At 45.2% G+C, this 19,168-nt stretch carries 23 protein-coding genes; 10 read left to right on the top strand and 13 right to left on the bottom strand.

What is annotated here, in order from left to right:
• Positions 1-17 precede the first annotated feature (17 nt).
• The 7 genes from R7F64_RS17985 to sctW are packed head-to-tail and all read right to left on the bottom strand — an operon-like array spanning position 18 to position 4,781.
• Positions 18-431 carry an LcrR family type III secretion system chaperone gene (locus R7F64_RS17985; protein ID WP_005377252.1) on the bottom strand — a complete coding sequence of 138 codons (414 nt, stop codon included), beginning with the start codon at positions 429-431 and terminating at the stop codon, positions 18-20.
• Complete coding sequence (vcrD, locus tag R7F64_RS17980; RefSeq protein ID WP_086013853.1) at positions 431-2,557, bottom strand: SctV family type III secretion system export apparatus subunit VcrD; 2,127 nt, start codon at positions 2,555-2,557, stop codon at positions 431-433. Before vcrD ends, R7F64_RS17985 begins: the two co-directional genes overlap by 1 nt.
• A complete protein-coding gene (gene vscY, locus R7F64_RS17975) occupies positions 2,541-2,882 on the bottom strand; it encodes a type III secretion system chaperone VscY (RefSeq protein ID WP_005377248.1) in 342 nt (113 codons plus the stop codon). Before vscY ends, vcrD begins: the two co-directional genes overlap by 17 nt.
• A gap of 5 nt (positions 2,883-2,887) precedes the next feature.
• Complete coding sequence (gene vscX / locus R7F64_RS17970) at positions 2,888-3,265, bottom strand: type III secretion system protein VscX (RefSeq protein WP_005377246.1); 378 nt, start codon at positions 3,263-3,265, stop codon at positions 2,888-2,890.
• Positions 3,262-3,636: a type III secretion chaperone SycN gene (gene sycN, locus R7F64_RS17965; protein ID WP_318071953.1), complete on the bottom strand. Its 375-nt coding sequence runs from the start codon at positions 3,634-3,636 to the stop codon at positions 3,262-3,264. Before sycN ends, vscX begins: the two co-directional genes overlap by 4 nt.
• Complete coding sequence (locus tag R7F64_RS17960; RefSeq protein ID WP_005377239.1) at positions 3,623-3,907, bottom strand: TyeA family type III secretion system gatekeeper subunit; 285 nt, start codon at positions 3,905-3,907, stop codon at positions 3,623-3,625. Before R7F64_RS17960 ends, sycN begins: the two co-directional genes overlap by 14 nt.
• The gene (sctW, locus tag R7F64_RS17955; RefSeq protein ID WP_005377238.1) at positions 3,888-4,781 is read right to left on the bottom strand and encodes a type III secretion system gatekeeper subunit SctW; all 894 of its coding nucleotides are present in this window, start codon (positions 4,779-4,781) and stop codon (positions 3,888-3,890) included. The genes R7F64_RS17960 and sctW overlap by 20 nt, the downstream gene beginning before the upstream one ends.
• A 185-nt stretch (positions 4,782-4,966) precedes the next feature.
• Here sctW and vscN point away from each other — a divergent pair, with 185 nt between their 5' ends.
• The 10 genes from vscN (at position 4,967) to R7F64_RS17905 (ending at position 13,530) form a co-directional block, all read left to right on the top strand.
• Positions 4,967-6,289 carry a SctN family type III secretion system ATPase VscN gene (gene vscN / locus R7F64_RS17950; RefSeq protein WP_005377237.1) on the top strand — a complete coding sequence of 441 codons (1,323 nt, stop codon included), beginning with the start codon at positions 4,967-4,969 and terminating at the stop codon, positions 6,287-6,289.
• Positions 6,286-6,747 carry a type III secretion protein gene (locus R7F64_RS17945; RefSeq protein ID WP_005377236.1) on the top strand — a complete coding sequence of 154 codons (462 nt, stop codon included), beginning with the start codon at positions 6,286-6,288 and terminating at the stop codon, positions 6,745-6,747. Before vscN ends, R7F64_RS17945 begins: the two co-directional genes overlap by 4 nt.
• Positions 6,748-6,756: 9 nt before the next feature.
• Positions 6,757-7,968 carry a type III secretion system needle length determinant gene (locus R7F64_RS17940; protein WP_318071952.1) on the top strand — a complete coding sequence of 404 codons (1,212 nt, stop codon included), beginning with the start codon at positions 6,757-6,759 and terminating at the stop codon, positions 7,966-7,968.
• Complete coding sequence (vscQ, locus tag R7F64_RS17935) at positions 7,965-8,933, top strand: SctQ family type III secretion system cytoplasmic ring protein VscQ (protein ID WP_025768125.1); 969 nt, start codon at positions 7,965-7,967, stop codon at positions 8,931-8,933. The genes R7F64_RS17940 and vscQ overlap by 4 nt, the downstream gene beginning before the upstream one ends.
• A complete protein-coding gene (gene vscR / locus R7F64_RS17930) occupies positions 8,930-9,580 on the top strand; it encodes a SctR family type III secretion system export apparatus subunit VscR (protein ID WP_005377232.1) in 651 nt (216 codons plus the stop codon). The genes vscQ and vscR overlap by 4 nt, the downstream gene beginning before the upstream one ends.
• 13 nt (positions 9,581-9,593) lie before the next feature.
• Positions 9,594-9,860 (top strand): SctS family type III secretion system export apparatus subunit VscS, encoded by a 267-nt coding sequence (vscS, locus tag R7F64_RS17925; protein WP_005377227.1) that lies wholly within the window; start codon positions 9,594-9,596, stop codon positions 9,858-9,860.
• The gene (gene sctT, locus R7F64_RS17920; protein ID WP_005387128.1) at positions 9,857-10,642 is read left to right on the top strand and encodes a type III secretion system export apparatus subunit SctT; all 786 of its coding nucleotides are present in this window, start codon (positions 9,857-9,859) and stop codon (positions 10,640-10,642) included. The genes vscS and sctT overlap by 4 nt, the downstream gene beginning before the upstream one ends.
• 15 nt (positions 10,643-10,657) lie before the next feature.
• Positions 10,658-11,707, top strand: a complete 1,050-nt coding sequence (gene vscU / locus R7F64_RS17915; protein ID WP_318071951.1) for a SctU family type III secretion system export apparatus subunit VscU — start codon at positions 10,658-10,660, stop codon at positions 11,705-11,707.
• A 103-nt stretch (positions 11,708-11,810) separates the two neighbouring features.
• Positions 11,811-12,521 carry a helix-turn-helix domain-containing protein gene (locus tag R7F64_RS17910; protein WP_213871878.1) on the top strand — a complete coding sequence of 237 codons (711 nt, stop codon included), beginning with the start codon at positions 11,811-11,813 and terminating at the stop codon, positions 12,519-12,521.
• Between the two features lie 106 nt (positions 12,522-12,627).
• Entirely contained in the window at positions 12,628-13,530 is a 903-nt protein-coding gene (locus tag R7F64_RS17905) for a DMT family transporter (RefSeq protein ID WP_412034470.1), read from the top strand.
• An 89-nt stretch (positions 13,531-13,619) separates the two neighbouring features.
• On the opposite strand, the gene R7F64_RS17900 is transcribed toward R7F64_RS17905, so the two are convergent.
• From R7F64_RS17900 to R7F64_RS17875, 6 genes are all read right to left on the bottom strand, one after another.
• Positions 13,620-15,098, bottom strand: coding sequence for a CesT family type III secretion system chaperone (locus R7F64_RS17900; protein WP_318071949.1), 1,479 nt, complete (start codon positions 15,096-15,098; stop codon positions 13,620-13,622).
• A 9-nt stretch (positions 15,099-15,107) separates the two neighbouring features.
• Positions 15,108-15,566: a CesT family type III secretion system chaperone gene (locus R7F64_RS17895; RefSeq protein WP_318071948.1), complete on the bottom strand. Its 459-nt coding sequence runs from the start codon at positions 15,564-15,566 to the stop codon at positions 15,108-15,110.
• A gap of 230 nt (positions 15,567-15,796) precedes the next feature.
• Positions 15,797-16,774 carry a type III secretion system effector VopR gene (gene vopR, locus R7F64_RS17890; protein ID WP_318071947.1) on the bottom strand — a complete coding sequence of 326 codons (978 nt, stop codon included), beginning with the start codon at positions 16,772-16,774 and terminating at the stop codon, positions 15,797-15,799.
• Positions 16,775-16,784: 10 nt separating this feature from the next.
• On the bottom strand, positions 16,785-17,231 hold the full coding sequence (locus R7F64_RS17885; protein ID WP_054576980.1) for a type III secretion system chaperone: 447 nt from the start codon (positions 17,229-17,231) through the stop codon (positions 16,785-16,787).
• A 255-nt stretch (positions 17,232-17,486) separates the two neighbouring features.
• Positions 17,487-18,650, bottom strand: a complete 1,164-nt coding sequence (locus R7F64_RS17880) for a VopS family T3SS effector adenosine monophosphate-protein transferase (protein WP_318071946.1) — start codon at positions 18,648-18,650, stop codon at positions 17,487-17,489.
• Between the two features lie 3 nt (positions 18,651-18,653).
• Positions 18,654-19,085, bottom strand: a complete 432-nt coding sequence (locus R7F64_RS17875) for a type III secretion system chaperone (RefSeq protein WP_042523798.1) — start codon at positions 19,083-19,085, stop codon at positions 18,654-18,656.
• Positions 19,086-19,168 lie beyond the last annotated feature (83 nt).

Here is a 19,168-nt window from a genome sequence, read left to right as displayed (position 1 = left end):
GTAACAGTCGTGAGTTTTTACTTTTTCAACTTTTTCAAAGGTCTATAATCTGCTAGGCGTAAACAGTACCAGTCTTCTAGCTCATCATGGCTTGCACCGCATGCTTTTAGATAGAACTGTGCCAATCGCTGGCTGCTCATGTTGCTACCACGTAACACATCGACGTTGCCGCGAATGACCCAATCGGAGGGATAAAGTTGAATGGCATGTTCAGCCAAGAGAAATAAGCCGGCAAAGGGGTTACTCAACCCCAATTTTGGACGAACGCGTTTCAGAAGAACGATGATGATTTCACCGTCCTCCACCCGAAAAACGAGCTCTAAGCCCTCAACTTCAATTCGATAACCAAGTTGAATTTCACTTTGTTGCCAAAAGTATGGCGTCACTTCGATCCCCGCTTGCGCCAGCGAGAGTATTAGTTTTGTTTTCATTACATCCCCACCCTTCCAAGTGGCTGAATATTGATTTGCTGGGTTAGTTCTTGAAATGACAAAACGGGCAGATCGTAGTATTCCGATTCAATAAGCTTTCGCACATATCGGCGTACATCCATAGACACAACTAGCACAGGTTTATTCGGCATGCGGCTTAAGTCACCAATGGTCTGTTTCACATCACTGACAAATTGTTGCGTTACTGACGGATCTAACGCCAAGTAACTCCCTGCTGAGGTTTGACGAATACCGCTGCGTATTGTGTCTTCGAGATTTTGATCCAATAAGTAAGCGGGCAACATGTTTTGTCCGCTCGCGTATTTGTAGCAAATGTAACGTTTTAAGCTGGAACGAATGTACTCCGTCAGCTGTACAACATCTTTCTCTTTTTGGCCCCACTCAACCATCGCTTCCAAGATCACGCGAAGGTTTCGGATAGAAATGTCTTCAGAAACCAAGCGTTGCAAGATTTCCGTCATTTTTTGCAACGGAACAATACGCTGGGCCTCTTTGACTAGCTCCGAATAACTGCCTTCCATCTGCTCCAACAGATAACGCGTCTCCTGAATACCAATAAAGTCTTGTGCGTACTCCTTAAGAACATGAGACAAGTGGTACGTTAAAATCCTGTCGGGTGTGAGAAAACCGACATGACTGGCTACGAGTTTTTGCTCATAACTCTGTGCCACCCAAATGCTAGAAATACCGGGTAGAAAATCTTCATCTTGCTCATAAGGCACGCCTAATAAATCGATCTGTTCATTCCCTTCTGTCACCAAGAGTTGATCTTTAACAATTCGTCCTCGTGCAACCGGGACTTCTTGTAACTGAATTAAGTACTCGCCATTTTGCATCCCCTCGTTAAAGCGCAGGTGGATGCCTGGGAAAGGCACGCCTAGGTCGAGATATAGTGCGCGTCTAACCCTTGCTAGCTCTTCATTTAATGCGACCGCTTCCAAGCTTTCCTGAAGGCTCGCGTCAAGATCGATCAAGAGTGGGACCGTCATGGCAAACTCTTCTTGCTCACCTAATTTGCCTTTACTGTTTCTAGATGGAGTGGGTTTGTTTGGCTTCGCTGCTGGCGAACCGGCCCCTTGCGAAACAAAGCTTGATAAGTCGGTGCTATCTGATTCAGCTTGTTTTTTCTGTTGATAGAAAAGGAAGAAACCACCACCACCAACCACGGCGGCCAAGACCAGAAAAGTGATTTTTGGAAACCCAGGGATGAGTGCGAACAGCACCAAAAGCACACCACCAATAAGAAGCGCACGTGGCTGAGCAATGACCTGCCCACCAATGTCCGACCCAAGATCAGAAGAATCTTCATGAGAAACACGCGTCACGATAATACCGGCGGTAATCGCGATAAAGAGTGCCGGGATCTGCGATACCAAACCATCGCCAACGGTCAAAATCGCAAACAATTCAAGTGCTTCAGAAGCACTCATGCCTTTTTGCGTTACCCCGATCGTGACGCCACCTAAGATGTTGACCACAATGATGACCAGACCCGCAATGGAGTCGCCTTTAACGAACTTCATCGCGCCATCCATCGAGCCATACATTTGGCTTTCTTTTTCAATCAGTGATCGTCGGTGCCTAGCTTCGTGTACGTCAATTACTCCGGCACGCATGTCACCGTCAATACTCATCTGCTTACCAGGCATCGCATCGAGTGAGAAGCGCGCACTAACTTCTGCTACCCTTTCTGAGCCTTTGGTGATCACCATAAACTGAACAATGGTAATGATCAGGAACACAACGATACCGACCACTAAGTTACCGCCCACAACGAAGTTACCGAATGTATAAACGATTTGACCAGCATCGCCTTGTAGCAAGATCAAGCGGGTTGTCGTGATAGATAAAGACAGACGAAACAATGTCGTGATCAATAGCACCGCAGGAAATGCAGAGAACTCAAGTGGCGTGGTGATGTAAATCGCTAACATAAGCAGCACCACCGCAATGCTCATGTTGGTACCAATCAGCACATCCACCAGTGCGGTAGGAAGTGGCAATATCATCATAAAGACGATCGCGAGTAACATCACCGCAAGCATGATGTCTTTGCGTTGCCCTACTTTGTTTAGAATATCGATCAACTTATTCATGTGATTCACTATTTAAAGATTGCAGATAGCGTCGGTGCGCTTGGCGTGCCCCATCGACGTCATTTTGTTTCCAACGCGCTTGGCTTAAACAAAACCAGAGTCCTGCCGAGTCAGGATGAAGGTCAGATTTTAATAAGTGCTCACACACCTCAATCGCCCGGGTATATCGACCACTTTGTAAACACGCCACAGCAAGTGTTTGCATCGCCTCTTTGTGCTGCGGTTCTATTTCTAGAACCGCATCGAGAATAGAAATGGCATGCTCTGGCTTTTGGTATTGAACTTGTAGCGCAGCGTGAACAAGTAAGAGTTCAATGTCTTTGGATCTCAACATGTTGGTTAGACCTGAATAAGGAGATTGAGCGCCATAGTGAGGTAACGCTGATCTAGTTGCGTACTTTGTAGCGTTTCAGATGCTTTGATAAAAGAAGCGGAGCCTGAATCCTGTGCAAGAACTTGCAGCTGAGCTAACGTTTCATCAAATTGTTGACGGTATTTTTCTGGACGCAACAACTCTGAGTGCAGCAGCTTGGGCTTAGTTAACGCGATGAGATATTGGTCTGAAGGCCTGAGATCATAGAGCTTCTCTAAATGTGTAGCGACCGCCTGACCATCAGGAAGCAATTGAAATCGCTCTGGGAAATCGGCCTTAACTTCACTATGAGTAACATGCGTAAAGGCTTCGATGCCTACGTTTAAAGTGCTGACTCGAGTCATGAGCCTGCCACATCGTTATGTAGACGAGCCAAAAGCGTAAACGCTTGCTCTAAGGTCGGAAGTGTTACTTCTTCTCCTTTTAGCCTTGCTGAAAAAACCAGAGTTTGTTCATCTAACAAGCCGGTTTTAATTTCGAAAGGCCAGCCTTGATCGGCATGACACAAACACAGTGCACTTTGAATCATGTCACTGGTTTGATGCCAAGATAACGCTCGAGACAACATCAAGAATAACTGCTCACCCTGTCGCTCAATATGCAGCGTACCACTTTGCTCAAAACCCAGCTGCACCCGTCCAGCTGATGAGAAATCGACGGCATCGAGCCCCATTCCTCGGCAAAATTCATCGACGGATGCATCAATCCAACTCATCTTCCCACGCTTCCTCTTCTTCTATATCAATGGCTTCGTCTAGCGCCTTTTGTACCGCTTGGATTAAATTCTGTCGTTGTTCTTCATCGGCGAATACGTCAATTGGGATTGCGCGAACTAACTTATGGAACTCTCGAAAAAAATCGATTTTTTGTTCTACCGCCGTCAATTCCATTGCGTTGGCGACTTTCCATATCTCATCACTGCTTACCCATCGCTGCTCTACCAACGCAATCACATCAGCCATCAAATTAGAAACTTGATAAGCCATAATTCGTCCTTTCCGGTTTAAACATTTGGAACAGCTGACTCACACGATCTTGCAACGTATTTAGAGTTTTGAGTTTTTGCATATCGGACATCAACCACTTCAACTTAACCGAATCGATACTGCTACCTTGAACACTAAGATCTGCACTCATGCCTTGCAGCATAAAGTCAACAGCGGTCGATACCTCCTGCTCACCAAAGCGCGCCACAACATCTTGATAAGCCGCGCCGAGCCCTTGATAACTATGAACGGTATCGCGGTAGAAGCCGCGCAGCTGATGCAAAGAGCTAAACTCTTGCTCTTGGCTGTATTCATCAGCAAAATTTGAGACACGGATTTCCGTATCAATTTGAGACCATGTATCTGGGTTTTGCTCGATTCTTAGAAGTGCTTGGTCAATCAGCGCTAGTAGGTGTTTACTTTCTGGACTCGCACTCAAAAACTTTTTAACGGCTTTTAGGGCTAGGTATTGATGGCTTTTCTCATCGGAAAACCCATTCAAGTAGGCTTGTAATTGCGCGATGGTCGAGATATTTCCTCCCGCCATTTTTGTAGCCAAATCTTTGATTTTTTGATTCTTTTCAAGATCAGGGACTTTTCTTAAGTAGTCCGAAACGAGTTCATGTGCTTCATTAACTCGAACACCACTGTCTTTCACTTTGCGCTTGGTCAGATCTTTCTCTGCTTTTTCGGAACCGAGTGAAGTGAGTTCTTCCATCGCATCAAAAAGTGATTGTGTGGCATTGTGAACACGGACGGTTTCACCGCGATAATTGCCTTTTTGTGAAACGTCGGGACGAGACGATTCCAACCCGTTTTGGATAGACGCATCAAACTTTGGATTTGTTGCGATATGATTGTTGATAATACTCATTCACTTGCACTCCTTCCGCACAATACAGGCGAATTATAGGAAGTGCGCTTTGTTGAAGCTGTCAAAATCAGACGTGTTTTTTTAGTGCGCTTTCAGTTTTCTAAAAACTCCCGACTGATATTCACTATAAATTGATTCTTATACTTTCTATCCTCTCAGCATCAATCATTGCGCATATTTTTACCTTGAACGATTTCTCATACATCACTGATATCCAACAATCTGCGATTAAACACACGCGTTTGATCCAAATTCGCGGGCGCGTTACACAAGTCACCGGCACCATTATCAAAGCTGTCGTCCCTGGCGTTCGTGTAGGTGAACTGTGTGAGTTGCGTAATCCCGATCAAACTCTGTCTTTGTTAGCGGAAGTGGTTGGCTTCCAGCAGCATCACGCTCTGCTCACCCCATTAGGAAATATGTTTGGGATTTCCTCAAATACAGAAGTAAGCCCAATGGGCAAAATGCACGAAGTGGGTGTTGGCGACCACCTGTTAGGTACAACGCTTGACGGGCTTGGGCGTCCTTTCGATGGTACGCAAAGTCAGGAACCAAGTGCTTGGTATCCTGTTTATCGCGATGCGCCACCACCAATGCAACGTAAACTGATTGAAAAGCCAATCTCTCTTGGCGTTCGATCCATTGATGGGCTACTGACCTGTGGTGAAGGTCAGCGCATGGGTATTTTTGCAGCGGCTGGCGGGGGTAAAAGTACCCTACTGGCAAAACTGATTCGCTCCGCAGAAGTTGACGTGACCGTTCTCGCCTTAATTGGTGAACGCGGACGCGAAGTGCGCGAGTTTATTGAGCATGACCTAGGCGAAGAAGGAATGGCCAAATCGGTTTTAGTGGTCGCTACCTCTGATCGCCCAGCAATGGAGCGCGCCAAAGCCGCTTTTGTTGCCACTTCTATCGCAGAATATTTTCGTGACCAAGGTAAACGCGTGCTACTGCTGATGGATTCTGTAACGCGTTTCGCCCGCGCACAGAGGGAGATTGGACTAGCCGCAGGCGAGCCACCAACACGACGTGGCTATCCGCCTTCCGTTTTTGCCGCTTTGCCAAAGCTGATGGAACGAGCTGGACAATCAGACAAAGGATCAATTACAGCACTGTACACCGTGTTGGTGGAAGGTGACGACATGACAGAGCCTGTCGCGGATGAAACTCGCTCCATTTTAGATGGGCACATCATTCTCTCGCGCAAGCTTGCGGCAATGAACCATTACCCCGCCATTGATGTACTTCGGTCAGCAAGCCGAGTGATGAATCAAATCGTTGAACCCGATCATCAGGCGTCTGCTGCTCATATTCGCGAAATGTTAGCTAAGTATGAAGAAGTTGAGCTGCTAATCAAAATTGGCGAATACCAACATGGCGCAGATAGCCTAGCAGATATGGCCATTGCACAAAGTGATGATATACGCGCCTTTTTACGCCAAGGCACTCATGAACCAAGCGATCTTGATGGCGCTATCGCTCAACTTAAAGGGATGGCGAAACAATGATAGAACGTTTATTAGAAATCAAAAAAATTCGCGCTGACCGTGCGGATAAAGCCGTCAAGCGTCAAGAATACCGAGTGTCAAACGCCGCAGCACAGGTTCAAAAGGCCGAACGTTCTGTCGCGGACTATCACGTTTGGCGCCAGGAAGAAGAAGAGCGACGTTTTGCTAAAGCAAAACAACAAACGCTCGTTCTCAAAGAGCTGGAAACATTAAGACAAGAAATCGCGTTGTTAAGAGAGAGAGAAGCCGAACTTAAACAACGTGTGGCCGAGTCAAAAAAAGCGCTTGAAATCGAACGCTCGGCACTTAAAGAAAAGCAAAAAGAGGCGCGACAAGCCCATAAAACCAAAGAAAAATTCGTTCAGTTGCAGCAACAAGAAGTCGCGGAAAAATCGCGAGAAAGGCAATACCAAGAAGAACTCGAACAGGAAGAGTTTCGCACTGTCGACATTATCTAAAGGTTCACTATGCGCATTACCCCAACAACTGAAGCATCGAATACGCTGCACAAATCAACGCCAGAACAAGCGCCTCTCGAGAAGGAGGCCGAGCTTCAATCACAATTCGAGCATGCAATGACGAAGAAGCCTAGCAAGGGAAAGGAGTCTATCGTTGCGAATCCCCAAAAAAATCATACTGGCGAAGAAGACATACCGCTAAGGCATAAGACATCTCAAGGTCTAGATAAGAAACCTAACTCATCGAACCAAGAAGCCAACGCTGACAAAAACACCTCCACTTTAAAAGGTAAAAGTGACGTCGTCACTAAGAGAGATATAGAGAAACCGCAAGACGACGCAGCAAATAGCGAAGAAATAATTAGCGAAAACAATAAATTGCTTAAAAATGATGGAAAAAGCGATGGCGACACAGTTCTAAGCTCCCCTTCTACCGAGCGTGTTGATCCTCACTTTCAAGCTCAAGCTCATTTGAAAGAAGATAAACCGACGCCGATGGATAAACATACCTCGCCGGATTGTCTCTCTACGCTTGAATCTGGCTTGCTTCCCCAAAGTGCGACAGAGACAGAGCTCGCTCAATATGGGATTAACATTGTTGGCTTAACGAAAAAGCAAACTGAAAAAACGCACAATAAGCGTGCAACTCCGCCGCTACAGAATACAGGCAAACGACCAGACCAAACTGGTGGCCTGCCTGAAACCAAGCCTCTTGAAAAAATCGTGACGAAAAGCGCACTAGTCGCCGTTAAAACGGATGAAGAAAAAGTGCCTTCTCAACCCCTTGCAAGTGCGGTAACACAAGGCGATGTCATCCTAAAAAGTGTTGCTTCGCAGGCTCAACCAAGCCCAACGCGAGACGTAAACCAATTACTCCAGCAATTGGTGGATAAAATCTATGTTGCTCTGCCAACCGCATCGGACAACAAAGAGGTTCGGCTGTTTCTAAGTGAAGGACAATTAAAAGGTGGCGAAATCCACATCAAGTTGGACGCTCAAGGGTATAGCGTGACGATTCGACAAGAGCATGCCCTTTCCATTATTAGCCAGCAAGCTAGACAAGATCTTGCTGAACGGCTAAACCGATTCGGTGGTGAGCAGCCACTTCGCTTAGCGATCAGCGAACAAACTCAACAGCTCGATCAACAACAACATGAACAACAACACTCACGCCAACAACGCAGCGTGTATGAAGAATGGCAAGCGGAGAATGACCTATGACACCGTTAATAATACCCAAAGTGGATGCAGAAAGTATCGCGCTCAGCAATCAACTTTGTGCAAAACAGTGCCACTTCCAAGGGACTGATGGTCAGAGCGTATCGATTACTGTTGCTCAAATCCCTTCATTTGAAGGGTTCCGTTTAACCACGTTGATTGGAGGGCAAACCCTACAAGTAGACTTTTCTCGTGCGCAGCTCCAACATTGGCTGAAATCGACCCTAAATGCTACTGCGTTTGAGTCCCTGCCTAACTCCCTCCAGTTAGCACTTTTGAGCTCACAGATAGAACCGCATAGTGAGGCAATCAAAGCGCTATTTGGTCAGTTACCCATTCTTAGTCAACTACAGCCGTTAGAGGCGAGCCAGGCCCAAGAGCATACTTTAATGTTAACCCTCAATAAGCCTAACGGCTCTCTTTGTTTGTGGGTTAGCGAAGGATCAGACGTGTTGTTGGATGCGCTACCAAACAGCGCTGCTCTACAAGCTCGACACCTCGCTTTACCTGTGTGGTTAAGTCTTGGAAGGACCCATTTGACGTTAAGCGAATTTAATTCGCTCGAGCTGGGAGATGTCATCTTTTTTGACGATGGTTACATCGCCAAGCAACAAGCCATTTTTCAAGTATCTAACCAGAATCTCTGGCGCTGCCAGCTAGATGACCAAACTCTTCACATTATTGAAAAAGAAACCAATATGAATGACGTAAACACTTCAGAAATGTTAACCGACCACCAGCAACTGCCTGTGGAACTCACGTTTGATATCGGCCATCAAACCATCACGCTAGAGCAGCTTAACCAGCTTCAGCCAGGATACGTATTCGAGCTAAACCAGCCTGTATCTAAGCCGGTAACATTGCGTGCCAACGGCAAAATCATTGGTGAGTGTGAACTTGTTAATGTTAACGAACATTTAGGTGTGCGCGTACTGGAGCTGTTCGGTGGCACGCAGGAGCCAGCATGATCCAGTTACCCGACGAGCTCAATCTCATTGTCAGCTTAGCACTGCTGGCACTGATCCCATTTATCGCTATGATGGCGACGTCGTTTGTGAAACTCGCCGTTGTATTCTCACTGCTGCGTAACGCTCTCGGTGTACAGCAAATTCCGCCGAATATGGCGCTTTACGGATTGGCTATCATTCTGTCAATTTTCATCATGGCTCCCGTCGGGTTTGAAACCTACGACTACGTAAAGCAGCATGATATCTCCCTTGAAGATTCTGCAAGTGTAGAAGGCCTCATTGAAAGCGGTTTACAGCCTTATCGAGAATTTTTGAAAAAGCATATTCGGGAAACCGAAGCCATATTCTTCACTGATGCTGCACGCACATTGTGGCCACAGAAGTACGTAGACCGTTTAGAGTCGGACAGCTTATTGCTCTTACTGCCCGCATTTACCGTCAGCGAGCTTACTCGCGCTTTTGAAATTGGCTTTCTGTTGTACTTACCGTTCATCGCTATTGACCTAATTGTGTCGAATATCCTACTCGCGATGGGGATGATGATGGTATCGCCAATGACGATTTCCCTCCCCTTCAAATTGTTGCTTTTTGTCTTGCTTGACGGCTGGACAAAGCTCACCCATGGCTTAGTGTTGAGTTACGGTTAATCACGGAGAAAGTATGCATTCTGCTGAAATCATTCATTTCACGACCCAAGCATTAACCCTAGTGTTGTACTTGTCATTACCGCCGATTTTAGTCGCAGCATTGGTTGGTACATTGGTGTCGCTTATTCAGGCGTTAACTCAGGTCCAAGAACAAACGTTAGGCTTTGTGGTCAAGCTTATCGCGGTCATTATTACGCTGTTCGTCACAACGCAATGGCTAGGGGCAGAGCTCCACGCCTTCGCCTCGCTTGCTATGGATAAAATTCCTCAAATACGATGAGTTATCACGACTTACACCAGGCTTTATTTTTGTACAGCCTGACGTTACCTCGGTTAATGGCATGCTTCATCTTTTTGCCTATTTTGAGCAAGCAAATGTTAGGCGGCACCATGGTGAGAAATGGTGTGCTTTGCTCACTCGCACTGTTTATATTTCCGATGATTAATCAGCAAACCTTGCCTGCAGAAACCGACGGCATTTGGCTGATAATGATTTTGGGTAAGGAGGTATTAATTGGGCTATTGATAGGATTTGTTGCTGCTATCCCCTTTTGGGCGATAGAAGCGGCCGGTTTTCTGGTCGACAACCAACGTGGGGCTGCCATGGCAAGTATGTTTAACCCAACGCTAGGCTCACAATCCACACCAACAGCGGTATTACTGACCCAAACGCTGATTACCCTGTTCTTCTCTGGCGGGGGCTTTGTCACTTTTATCTATGCGTTATTCAAAAGCTATACATCTTGGCCGATCGTGGACTTTTTCCCAACCGTTAGCGACGCATGGGTGAGCTTCTTCTACGCGCAATTTGAACAGCTTATGTGGCTTGGTGTGTTGATGTCCGCTCCACTAGTGTTGGCAATGTTTCTTGCTGAGTTTGGTCTGGCGCTTATCAGTCGTTTTGCACCGCAATTGAATGTTTTTTTCCTTGCCATGCCAATAAAAAGTGCCATCGCGAGTGTTTTACTGATCGTGTATCTCGGAATAATGATGGATCACTTTGAAGTACAGTTTTACGGCATTACCCGATTCGCAGAACAACTCAATACCATTTGGCAATAACGCTTAGGATTCTTTATGAGTGCAGAAAAAACAGAGCAACCCACCGCAAAAAAGTTACGCGATGCTCGACAGAAAGGTCAGGTTGCCAAAAGCCAAGAAATCGTATCGTCTGCATTAATTTTGGCGCTCATAATTGTACTGTTTGCGTTCGCCGATTATTACATGTCGCACATCTCAGAGCTTATTCTCCTACCAAGTAAGCTTGCTTATCAGGGTTTCCAAGATGCGCTAGTCGATGTCGCTATCGCCATCGCAAAAGAAATTGCCTATCTACTCGCTCCGATTATTCTGGTTGCTGCACTCGTCGCCATCTTTTCCAATATGGGGCAGTTCGGGTTCCTATTTAGTGGTGAATCCGTTAAACCCGACATCAAAAAGATCAATCCCGTCGAAGGGGCCAAACGCATTTTTTCCCTCAAGAGTGTGATTGAGTTTATCAAGTCGATCCTTAAAGTCTCTCTTCTTTCCTGCATTATCTGGGTGACATTACGCGGTAACATCAACGCTTTAATGCAAATTCCAACTTGTGGGCTAGAATGTGTCCCGACCATTACTGGCGTCATGATTAAACAATTAATGATTATCTCTTCGGTAGGCTTCATCGTCATCGCTGCAGCAGATTTTGCGTACCAGAAGTTTGATCACACGAAAAAGCTCAAAATGAGCAAGGACGAAGTGAAGCGCGAATACAAAGAGATGGAAGGCAGTCCAGAAATAAAAAGCAAACGTCGTCAGTTGCACCAAGAGCTACAAGCCTCCAATCAACGCGAAAACGTTAAACGTTCTAATGTATTAGTTACAAACCCAACACATATCGCGGTTGGCCTTTATTACAAGAAAGGCGAAACGCCTCTGCCCGTCATCACTTTGATGGAAACCGATGCGGTAGCCAAACGTATGGTCGCAATCGCTAAAGAGGAAGGCGTGCCTGTGATGCAAAAAGTCCCTCTTGCTCGTGCACTATACGCCGACGGTAACGTCGACCAGTACATCCCAAGTGATCTTATTGAGGCAACTGCGGAAGTGCTTCGTTGGTTGGCTTCGTTAGAGTCCGAGGCGGACTAACAAACCACATCCCATTCAAGATCTGGGCTTACAACTGCCCAGCTTTCAACCTCGATACTTTCAACGCTATAATGCGGTATTCTTTAACTGTATGTTGTTTTTTATGAAATCTAACTTAAGCATTCGCTCCTACACGAAACGTATGAGCCGACATACTCATAGTGATTATCATCAACTGGTGCTTCCTCTCCAGGGCAACATACATATTGATATGGATAGTTATGTCGGAAAGGTGGCGGTTGGCGACTGCATAGTCATCCCCAAAAGTTGTGCCCACGGTTTTAATGCCGAAGAGTCATCACGCTTTATTGTTGCGGATATGACCACTTTGCCCACTCATTTGATGGATAATAGTGTGGCTGTGTTTTCGATTAGCCCGCCTCTACTGAGCTTTATCCAGTTTGTCGAAAAGCAACTTGAGTATCAGGTTAATGATGAAATTGAAAACTCAATGGTTGCAACCTTCTATCTGTTGCTAGAGCAGCAAAAGCGGTCTCGCTCCGTAGATTCGCGTATTCGAGATGTACAGGTTGTGATCGCCGAGCAGCTTGATCAGCCACTCACCATTGCCTCATTAGCGAATGCCGCTTGCTTGAGTCCGACGCAGTTTAAAAAGCTTTTTAAAGAGCAGCTAAAAGTGAGCGTCCATAAGTACATTACACTACAACGTATGGAAAAAGCCAAAGCACTACTGACTCATACAGACCTTCCAGTTCAGTTGATAGCTGAACGAGTTGGCTATAGTGACCTTTCCGCGTTTAGTCGACGGTTTTCAATGCATTTTGGTATGTCTCCTAGAGAGTTTTCCCGATAGTCACTAGAATAGTCTTCTGGAACAAGTATTCCGTCTTTTCAGCACAAAAATCTCTATCGCTTTCTTTTATTCTTTCTACCCTAAAACAGCCATTCACTAGGTAGAAATTACAGTGTTAAAAAAACATTTCACCGACTATCAATTAGGAACTTTATCCATACTTTTTGCTTCAACCCTGTGGGGAACGACGGGCACCGCTGCCAGCTTGGCACCGGATGTCAGTGCTCTCGCCATTGGCGCATTTTCTATGGGTATTGGTGGATTTATGCAAGCATGTCTGTCTGCGAAGTCACTGAAGAGAGATTTTCGAAAAGTCGTACATAAGAAGAAAACGTTACTGGTTAGTATTATCGCCTTAGCCACCTACCCACTGGCTTTTTATTCATCAATGCGATTCGCCGGTGTGGCTATTGGTACGGTTGTTTCTATCTCCACTGCACCTTTCTTTTCTGCTTTGTTAGAGTGCCTCTTTAGCCGAAATCAGACCATAACCAAGCGCTGGATGATGAGTTTCGCAATCGGGGTCATTGGCATTACCTTGTTACTGGCTTCTGAGTCATCCGCAAATAGCTTATTTGATCAGGATATGAAGCATTGGGGTGTATTACTTGGCCTATTGGCAGGTCTAACGTACGCCATTTACTCATGGGGAGTAAAGGCTATGATTGACCACGGCATTGAATCGCAAACGGCCATGGGAAGTGTTTTTGGTATTGGTGGAGTTTTGCTTCTACCAACACTTTTCATCACGGGCGATAATCTATTTGCATCATCAACTAATACGACGGTCATGATCTACATGGCCTTGATTCCAATGGGGTTAGGTTACGTCGCTTTTGGGTTTGGGTTACGATTTGTTACAGCCAGCGGAGCTAGCATACTCACGCTATTTGAACCTGTTATCGCAGCAGCACTAGCAGTTGCGATTGTTGGGGAAGAAATTTCTCTCATTGGTTGGGTTGGTATAACGTTGACACTTGTGTGTTTGTTTCTTCAGTCGAAAAATTAAATTCAATGGCGATGAGCCAGCCCCAAAAAGTAACGCTGACGGTAGATAAAGTAAGGAGCAGCACCTACTCCCTACTTTACCATTTGAAATTACACCCAGCCTTCTGCCAAGTACATCAATCGCAATTGACTTGGTGAGCCTAATTTTTCTAGCGCACCTAACTGGACGTCACTCAGGTTTGGGCATTTATCAAGATAAACTCGTCCGTTTGCTGCATCTAGGGGGAGCTTGTAGGTGAGCTTTTCGTTTATTTTACTTGCTTCCCCTTTATCAATCGCTCGAACAGCTGGCATGAGCCAATCCCAATCTTCTCCTAACAGTTTTTTAAACGCCCCGTTAGCAATAGACTCGGTTTTACTTGGTGCATCCTCTGGGCTTAGCTTCAAGATAGAGTCTACGTCAGGAACCAAGTGCTCACTTGGCTCTGAACCCAACATCTTTTTCAGTGTTAATCGAGCGGTTTCCATCTCTTGTGCCTCTTTAGGCGCTTGAGGAGAAGTCATTGCAGTATTCTCCTTAGGACCAAGGTACGCCATTAATGCGCGGACAGAAGCCGGATCTTGCATACTGAAGGTAAAGTCTCCTTTAGCATTAGAAACTTCAAGCCTTGGTAAAACACCAGACATCTCACCTTGCATGAGTTGTTCTTTGACTTCTGTATTTAGTCCGTATGCTCCAGCTTGGTTCGCCACAAAACCACCGCCGCTCATGATAGCAGTCGTTGCCGCAGAACCGATTGCCTCTTTTGCTATCGGTGTGACGCCCACCGTTGCTACAGAGCTAACACCGAACGTGCCCAGGCTCCCCGTCGCCATACCTAACGTAGCTCCAATGCCACCTTCAGCCGACAGTATCGCATGACCTTGAGCCAAGGTTTGCTGCATCGGCATAGAAAGACGTTGATCTCGCCCTGGCAGCTGTGAAATTTGTTCTAACTGATGATGGTAAGCCTCAGCATCACCATTTACGGCCGCTTTGTGCAACTCTCTACCTGTAGAAATCAATAAGCCAACGCCAGGTAATGCCAAGTTAATAACGGCGTTCACACCAGAACCTTTTAGCTTTTCTTTGCCCATCTGTAACAGTTCAGCAGCGAAGCCATCCATTTTTCCTGGATACTGGGCTTCTAAACTCACCTGCATACGCGGATCTTTGCTGATCGCATCAAACGTATTTTTAAGCTGCTGGTACGTATCGCTGCTCACTTTTATTTCATCCAATAGGCTGACAACTTCTAAGATTTTACGCTCAGTAAGTGGCTCACCGCGATAGCCTGAAGGACTCACTAGGGAGTAAGCCAACAGCGCAACCTCAGGTTTTTCTTGCTTAAGTAGCGCCTGCTTTAAATCAAGGTGAGTTTTGATGTTTTCTTGGAAAAACTTAGTGTATTTGCTTCTCAATACGCCTTCGTGAATAGAAGCAAACTTATGACCTTTGTGGAATGTGGAAGGTTCTTTTACTTCACCTCTTTTACTGATCACTCGGTCATCTTTTTGCGCAGCAACTGCACGAAACTGTTCTAGATCAGGTACTGGGCTTTGGCTGATTTTTTGTGTTGTATTAACCATTTTTCTCTCCTACACACGAAGTGATTGAACATGAGCTTGTTCATGATTAGAGGTGGTTGGAATCGCTTGATCCAACATTGCGAAACGCGCTTGCCACAGCTCGGCCTGTTCAATAACTTCGTGAAACCAAGCGGTAAGGTTCGTCGTATTTAGATGCTCAACGGGTTTACGTCCTGCTAAGACAAGCTGTCGACCGTTTGGAGCCAAAGCAAGTGTGAGGTTGCCACTACCAATTCCTTGATAGTTAGCATGAGCAAGAAGCTCTAAACCTTTTAGTCGTTGTTCACCGGATTTTTCTAACCCTCCGAACGTTACAGACAACATCAAATCATCCGTATCTGTCGCGATGAAATACAACATGTAGCGATCATCGACCAGTAGCTGACAACGTTCATTTTCTTCAAAATTCAGTTCGGGCAACTCATTGAGTTGGCAAAACTCCAAGAGCAGTTGTTGAATCGTGTTCATAACTTTTTCCTTTTGTTTCAATAACTCTATTGAACAACGATTGCAGATTGAACGATGTCGGTAATGGCTTTATTTTTGTCACTTTTTCGCCTTCATTGTGAGGTTTTCCGCAGAAATCTCGCTCTAAGATCGAGTTGCCAGAGTAATAAAAAAGAGCAGCTCAGAGCTGCTCTTTCAATAAAGGTTAGATGCTTAGCATGGTGTATTTGCTCACTTCTTTTGCAGATTGACTAACCCAGTTTATGGCTATCAAAAATGACTTCTGTTGGCGGGAACATATTCGAAACAGGTGGTCGTTGTGCATCTCCAAACATTGGTGCACCGAATGCAGATGTCGCCCACGGGTCAACAATTTTCACATCCTTACTCCACGTTGATGGATCTTTTATGTCGCTCCCCTCTTGTCGACCAACCAGTACATAAAGGTGTGTACCTGAATGACCCTTTTTAAACGCAACCACTTCTACTTTGGGTTCACTTTCAGGTGTTCCTGACATGCCTTGAATCATCTCAGCGGCGGCAGCAAAGGCAAATGTAGTACAGCAGCCGGCTTTCGCGGTTTGTACTGCCTTAGCAATGTTCTGTAGACTGCTTAATTGCGGTGCGGTTCCTCTTTGTGCTGCAGCTTGAACTCCGTTTGCGGACATCGTCGCTCTGTGATCTTGCATGATTCGCGCTTGATCCGCGTGAAGCTCTTTTAGTCGTGGCTTTCCTTTTGTTTCATAAAACTGTGCCCCCTTAACACCGAACGTATTTAAGTCCGTACAGGCAAAATCACCAAGCTTTTGAAGGTTGGCTTTATGTTCGTTGATAAGCGCGACACTCGATGAAGCTTTATTGGTTTTGGAAGAAGAGGCTGCCGTTTGTGCAGTTGGCCAATTTGAGCTAGGACCAGACGACAATCTCTCAAGATTTTTCAGACTCCCAAGCGTTAACTTGTTTTCACCATTCAACACATTTTTCAGCATGAGCTTCGCAACATCTTTAGGAATACCCTGCTTAGTAAGCAGGTTCACTACAATATCTTTCGCTTTATTCTGGTGGCTAATACGCGCGCTGATACTTTTATTTTTTGGTGCACCCTCTTTAACAAAAATATCTTTGCCGTTGTGTGCTCGAACCTCTTTGTCGTCAGCTTGATTTTGTGTCGCCAAATGTGACGTTAACTGACTCAACGAGTGCATGTGCGATGTATTAATATTGACCATGTGTGATGCCTTAAACTTGAATAAATGCGTGTACGTCTGTTTGGCTAAAATCTACAACCGTGTTGTTTTGAAATAACTGTACCCAAGTATCAACTAATTCATTCAACTGAATGATTAAGTTAGCAATGTTGGTGAGTTCACTTCCAGCCGCGATAGCAACTTGAAGAACAACGTCTTTGCGTGTTGGATTCACACAAAACTGCACACCACCTGTTTCTCGATACAAGAAGTTGTATTCAAGTAAAACTTGAAGTTTATCTAGCGTAATATCATCTTGTTCTATAAGCAGGTTTTTGGAAATCAATAACTCGCCTTTTTCCTCTACGAGCAGAACATCGACACTGTTGTTTTCAGCAAAATGCAGTGACCACATTTGATCGTCATACGCTGTCACGCGCTCAAGGTTCAGCACTTCTCCTAGCTCAGAGAGAAGCATATTAATCTTTCCTGTATCCATGTTGTGTCCTGTCTAATTTATTATAACTAAGTGACATCGATATATTTATTGCAGCGAAGCCACTTGGGTATAACGGCTCATTTAAATAAGCGAATAAGGATAAAAGAGATTTTATGGCGAGATAGAAACCGACACTTTATTTCAACGTCTCATTTTTATTGCTATTAGCCGTTTTATTGAGAAGAAAAATTAAGGTTAAGCTGGAAAATAAAAGAGCGGCAATCGCCGCTCCGAAAATTAAATAGAAGTAGAAAATCACTTAATACCGTGAAGGCTATTTTCTGCATCCATAGCTAAAGGATTGAACGAGTCGTTACGAAGTTCTGCTATCGCGTATAGCATGCGCCCCATGCGACCATTTCCATCGGTAAAGCCATGGTACCCGATAACTCCGGCGAACAAATGTTTACCTAAGTCTTTATCTTCTACAGGGTTCTCTTTCAAAAAGCCTTCAATGTGCTGCTTTAACATGCCCTCACCGCCAATACTTGAAGGCAAAGTACCACCCGAAATATTTGGCCCTCGGTAATCACGCTCAACATTAGGCACCAATCGAGCGTGTAGCTCTTTTAGGTTTTCCATATTCAATAAATCTTTACCATTAGACGCGTATTCTTTCAGTAAAGACGTAATATTTTCGGCATCGTTTCCTTTAGAGTTAGAAGCATTAATGATCCACGCCGCAGCTCTTTCAACATTATTGGTTACGCCACTTTTGTTAAACGCGTCCTCTGCCAGTCCTTCAGCGTATACACCTTGGCTTAGATCGTTGCTTGCTAGACCTTCGATATGACGTTGCGCCGATTTAAGATGCATCACCTCCATATCAAACACCGCTTGCATTTGATTAATGCTACCTGCCGGGTTTTTCTGCGCTGCAGATACACCACCGCCGTAGTCTTTTACTACACGTCCAGCAAGCGACTTCGCTGCACTTTCGCCAATCAGTGATGTGAGGTTTTTACCAGAATCGGTTTCTAACATTGCCTCTGTCATCGCTCGCTCTGCTAACTGGTTTAGCTCAGCAGAGTTCGACTGAACTGATTTACTGTCTAACTTCGCAAAGGCATTTAAGACATCTGATGCGGTTTTTATGTTTCCATCTTTGAAGAACATTTGTCCATGCTCAACAGAAGAAGCAGCTCGTAAACGCTGAGCTTGGCCTTGCTCATTATCAAATACGGCTTTTGTAAGGGCTTTCGCAACCGATTGTGAGCTGCCTTCGCGAAACAATTTTCCTGTCGCTTCAAAAAATCGCGCTACCGCACCATTAGTAGGATTGGTACGAGTAAATTCTTGGGTCGCTGCGTTGATTTGGTATTCTTTGCCACCAATACTCAGCTTGCCTTCGTTTAGTATCTCGTTGCGAGCTTGCGGCATGGCGGCCTGCAACGCGCTAACACTTCCAAAACTGATCATGTTTTAAACCCTTAATGTGGAAAAATGAGTGGTATTCGTTTCCGGTACTTCGGTTGTTTTATTGGTTACTTCTTGTGTATTCGCACTTTTTAACCACTCGATGAAATTCGCAAATGACTCATCGAAAAAAGATGCAGTTAGCAGTTGCTGAGGCAGGTGTATGAAACCGATGTATCCGGTCTCTTCCTCCCAGCATACCGCTGGAGAACCTTGCGTTAAGGCATCTTTCATATGTTGATGCAAAATATCAGCACTCGGCTTATCGCCTGAAATCAGCCCGATAAGCGTCACACGATCTTCTTGTGCACGAATTGTGATTGCTGTGTTTTGCTCAACGAGTAGATGGCAACAATCATCTTCATCAAAAACCAACGGCTCCAATTGGCAGCGGCTGGCAAAATCTGTCAGTAAAGAAGTTATAAATCCATTAGCCATTCGACTAAATAATCCTATTTTTGTTGTTTTAGAGGCGCTGCTTGGTTGCAACACTTATCAACTAAGCAGCTTTCTTAGGTGTA

This window comes from Vibrio sp. Vb1980, from assembly GCF_033338615.1.
GTDB classification, from domain to species: Bacteria; Pseudomonadota; Gammaproteobacteria; order Enterobacterales; family Vibrionaceae; genus Vibrio; species Vibrio alginolyticus.
Note: the sequence above shows the minus strand (reverse complement) of the source record. Positions and strands in the feature narration are given on the sequence as shown.

What these genes read in the sequence shown, in the direction of transcription:
- R7F64_RS17985 (WP_005377252.1), bottom strand. Translation starts at nt 431, where the DNA reads ATGAAAACAAAACTAATACTCTCGCTGGCGCAAGCGGGGATCGAAGTG.
- vscY (WP_005377248.1), bottom strand. Translation starts at nt 2,882, where the DNA reads ATGTTGAGATCCAAAGACATTGAACTCTTACTTGTTCACGCTGCGCTA.
- vscX (WP_005377246.1), bottom strand. Translation starts at nt 3,265, where the DNA reads ATGACTCGAGTCAGCACTTTAAACGTAGGCATCGAAGCCTTTACGCAT.
- sycN (WP_318071953.1), bottom strand. Translation starts at nt 3,636, where the DNA reads ATGAGTTGGATTGATGCATCCGTCGATGAATTTTGCCGAGGAATGGGG.
- R7F64_RS17960 (WP_005377239.1), bottom strand. Translation starts at nt 3,907, where the DNA reads ATGGCTTATCAAGTTTCTAATTTGATGGCTGATGTGATTGCGTTGGTA.
- sctW (WP_005377238.1), bottom strand. Translation starts at nt 4,781, where the DNA reads ATGAGTATTATCAACAATCATATCGCAACAAATCCAAAGTTTGATGCG.
- R7F64_RS17945 (WP_005377236.1), top strand. Translation starts at nt 6,286, where the DNA reads ATGATAGAACGTTTATTAGAAATCAAAAAAATTCGCGCTGACCGTGCG.
- R7F64_RS17940 (WP_318071952.1), top strand. Translation starts at nt 6,757, where the DNA reads ATGCGCATTACCCCAACAACTGAAGCATCGAATACGCTGCACAAATCA.
- vscQ (WP_025768125.1), top strand. Translation starts at nt 7,965, where the DNA reads ATGACACCGTTAATAATACCCAAAGTGGATGCAGAAAGTATCGCGCTC.
- vscR (WP_005377232.1), top strand. Translation starts at nt 8,930, where the DNA reads ATGATCCAGTTACCCGACGAGCTCAATCTCATTGTCAGCTTAGCACTG.
- vscS (WP_005377227.1), top strand. Translation starts at nt 9,594, where the DNA reads ATGCATTCTGCTGAAATCATTCATTTCACGACCCAAGCATTAACCCTA.
- sctT (WP_005387128.1), top strand. Translation starts at nt 9,857, where the DNA reads ATGAGTTATCACGACTTACACCAGGCTTTATTTTTGTACAGCCTGACG.
- vscU (WP_318071951.1), top strand. Translation starts at nt 10,658, where the DNA reads ATGAGTGCAGAAAAAACAGAGCAACCCACCGCAAAAAAGTTACGCGAT.
- R7F64_RS17910 (WP_213871878.1), top strand. Translation starts at nt 11,811, where the DNA reads ATGAAATCTAACTTAAGCATTCGCTCCTACACGAAACGTATGAGCCGA.
- R7F64_RS17900 (WP_318071949.1), bottom strand. Translation starts at nt 15,098, where the DNA reads ATGGTTAATACAACACAAAAAATCAGCCAAAGCCCAGTACCTGATCTA.
- R7F64_RS17895 (WP_318071948.1), bottom strand. Translation starts at nt 15,566, where the DNA reads ATGAACACGATTCAACAACTGCTCTTGGAGTTTTGCCAACTCAATGAG.
- vopR (WP_318071947.1), bottom strand. Translation starts at nt 16,774, where the DNA reads ATGGTCAATATTAATACATCGCACATGCACTCGTTGAGTCAGTTAACG.
- R7F64_RS17885 (WP_054576980.1), bottom strand. Translation starts at nt 17,231, where the DNA reads ATGGATACAGGAAAGATTAATATGCTTCTCTCTGAGCTAGGAGAAGTG.
- R7F64_RS17880 (WP_318071946.1), bottom strand. Translation starts at nt 18,650, where the DNA reads ATGATCAGTTTTGGAAGTGTTAGCGCGTTGCAGGCCGCCATGCCGCAA.
- R7F64_RS17875 (WP_042523798.1), bottom strand. Translation starts at nt 19,085, where the DNA reads ATGGCTAATGGATTTATAACTTCTTTACTGACAGATTTTGCCAGCCGC.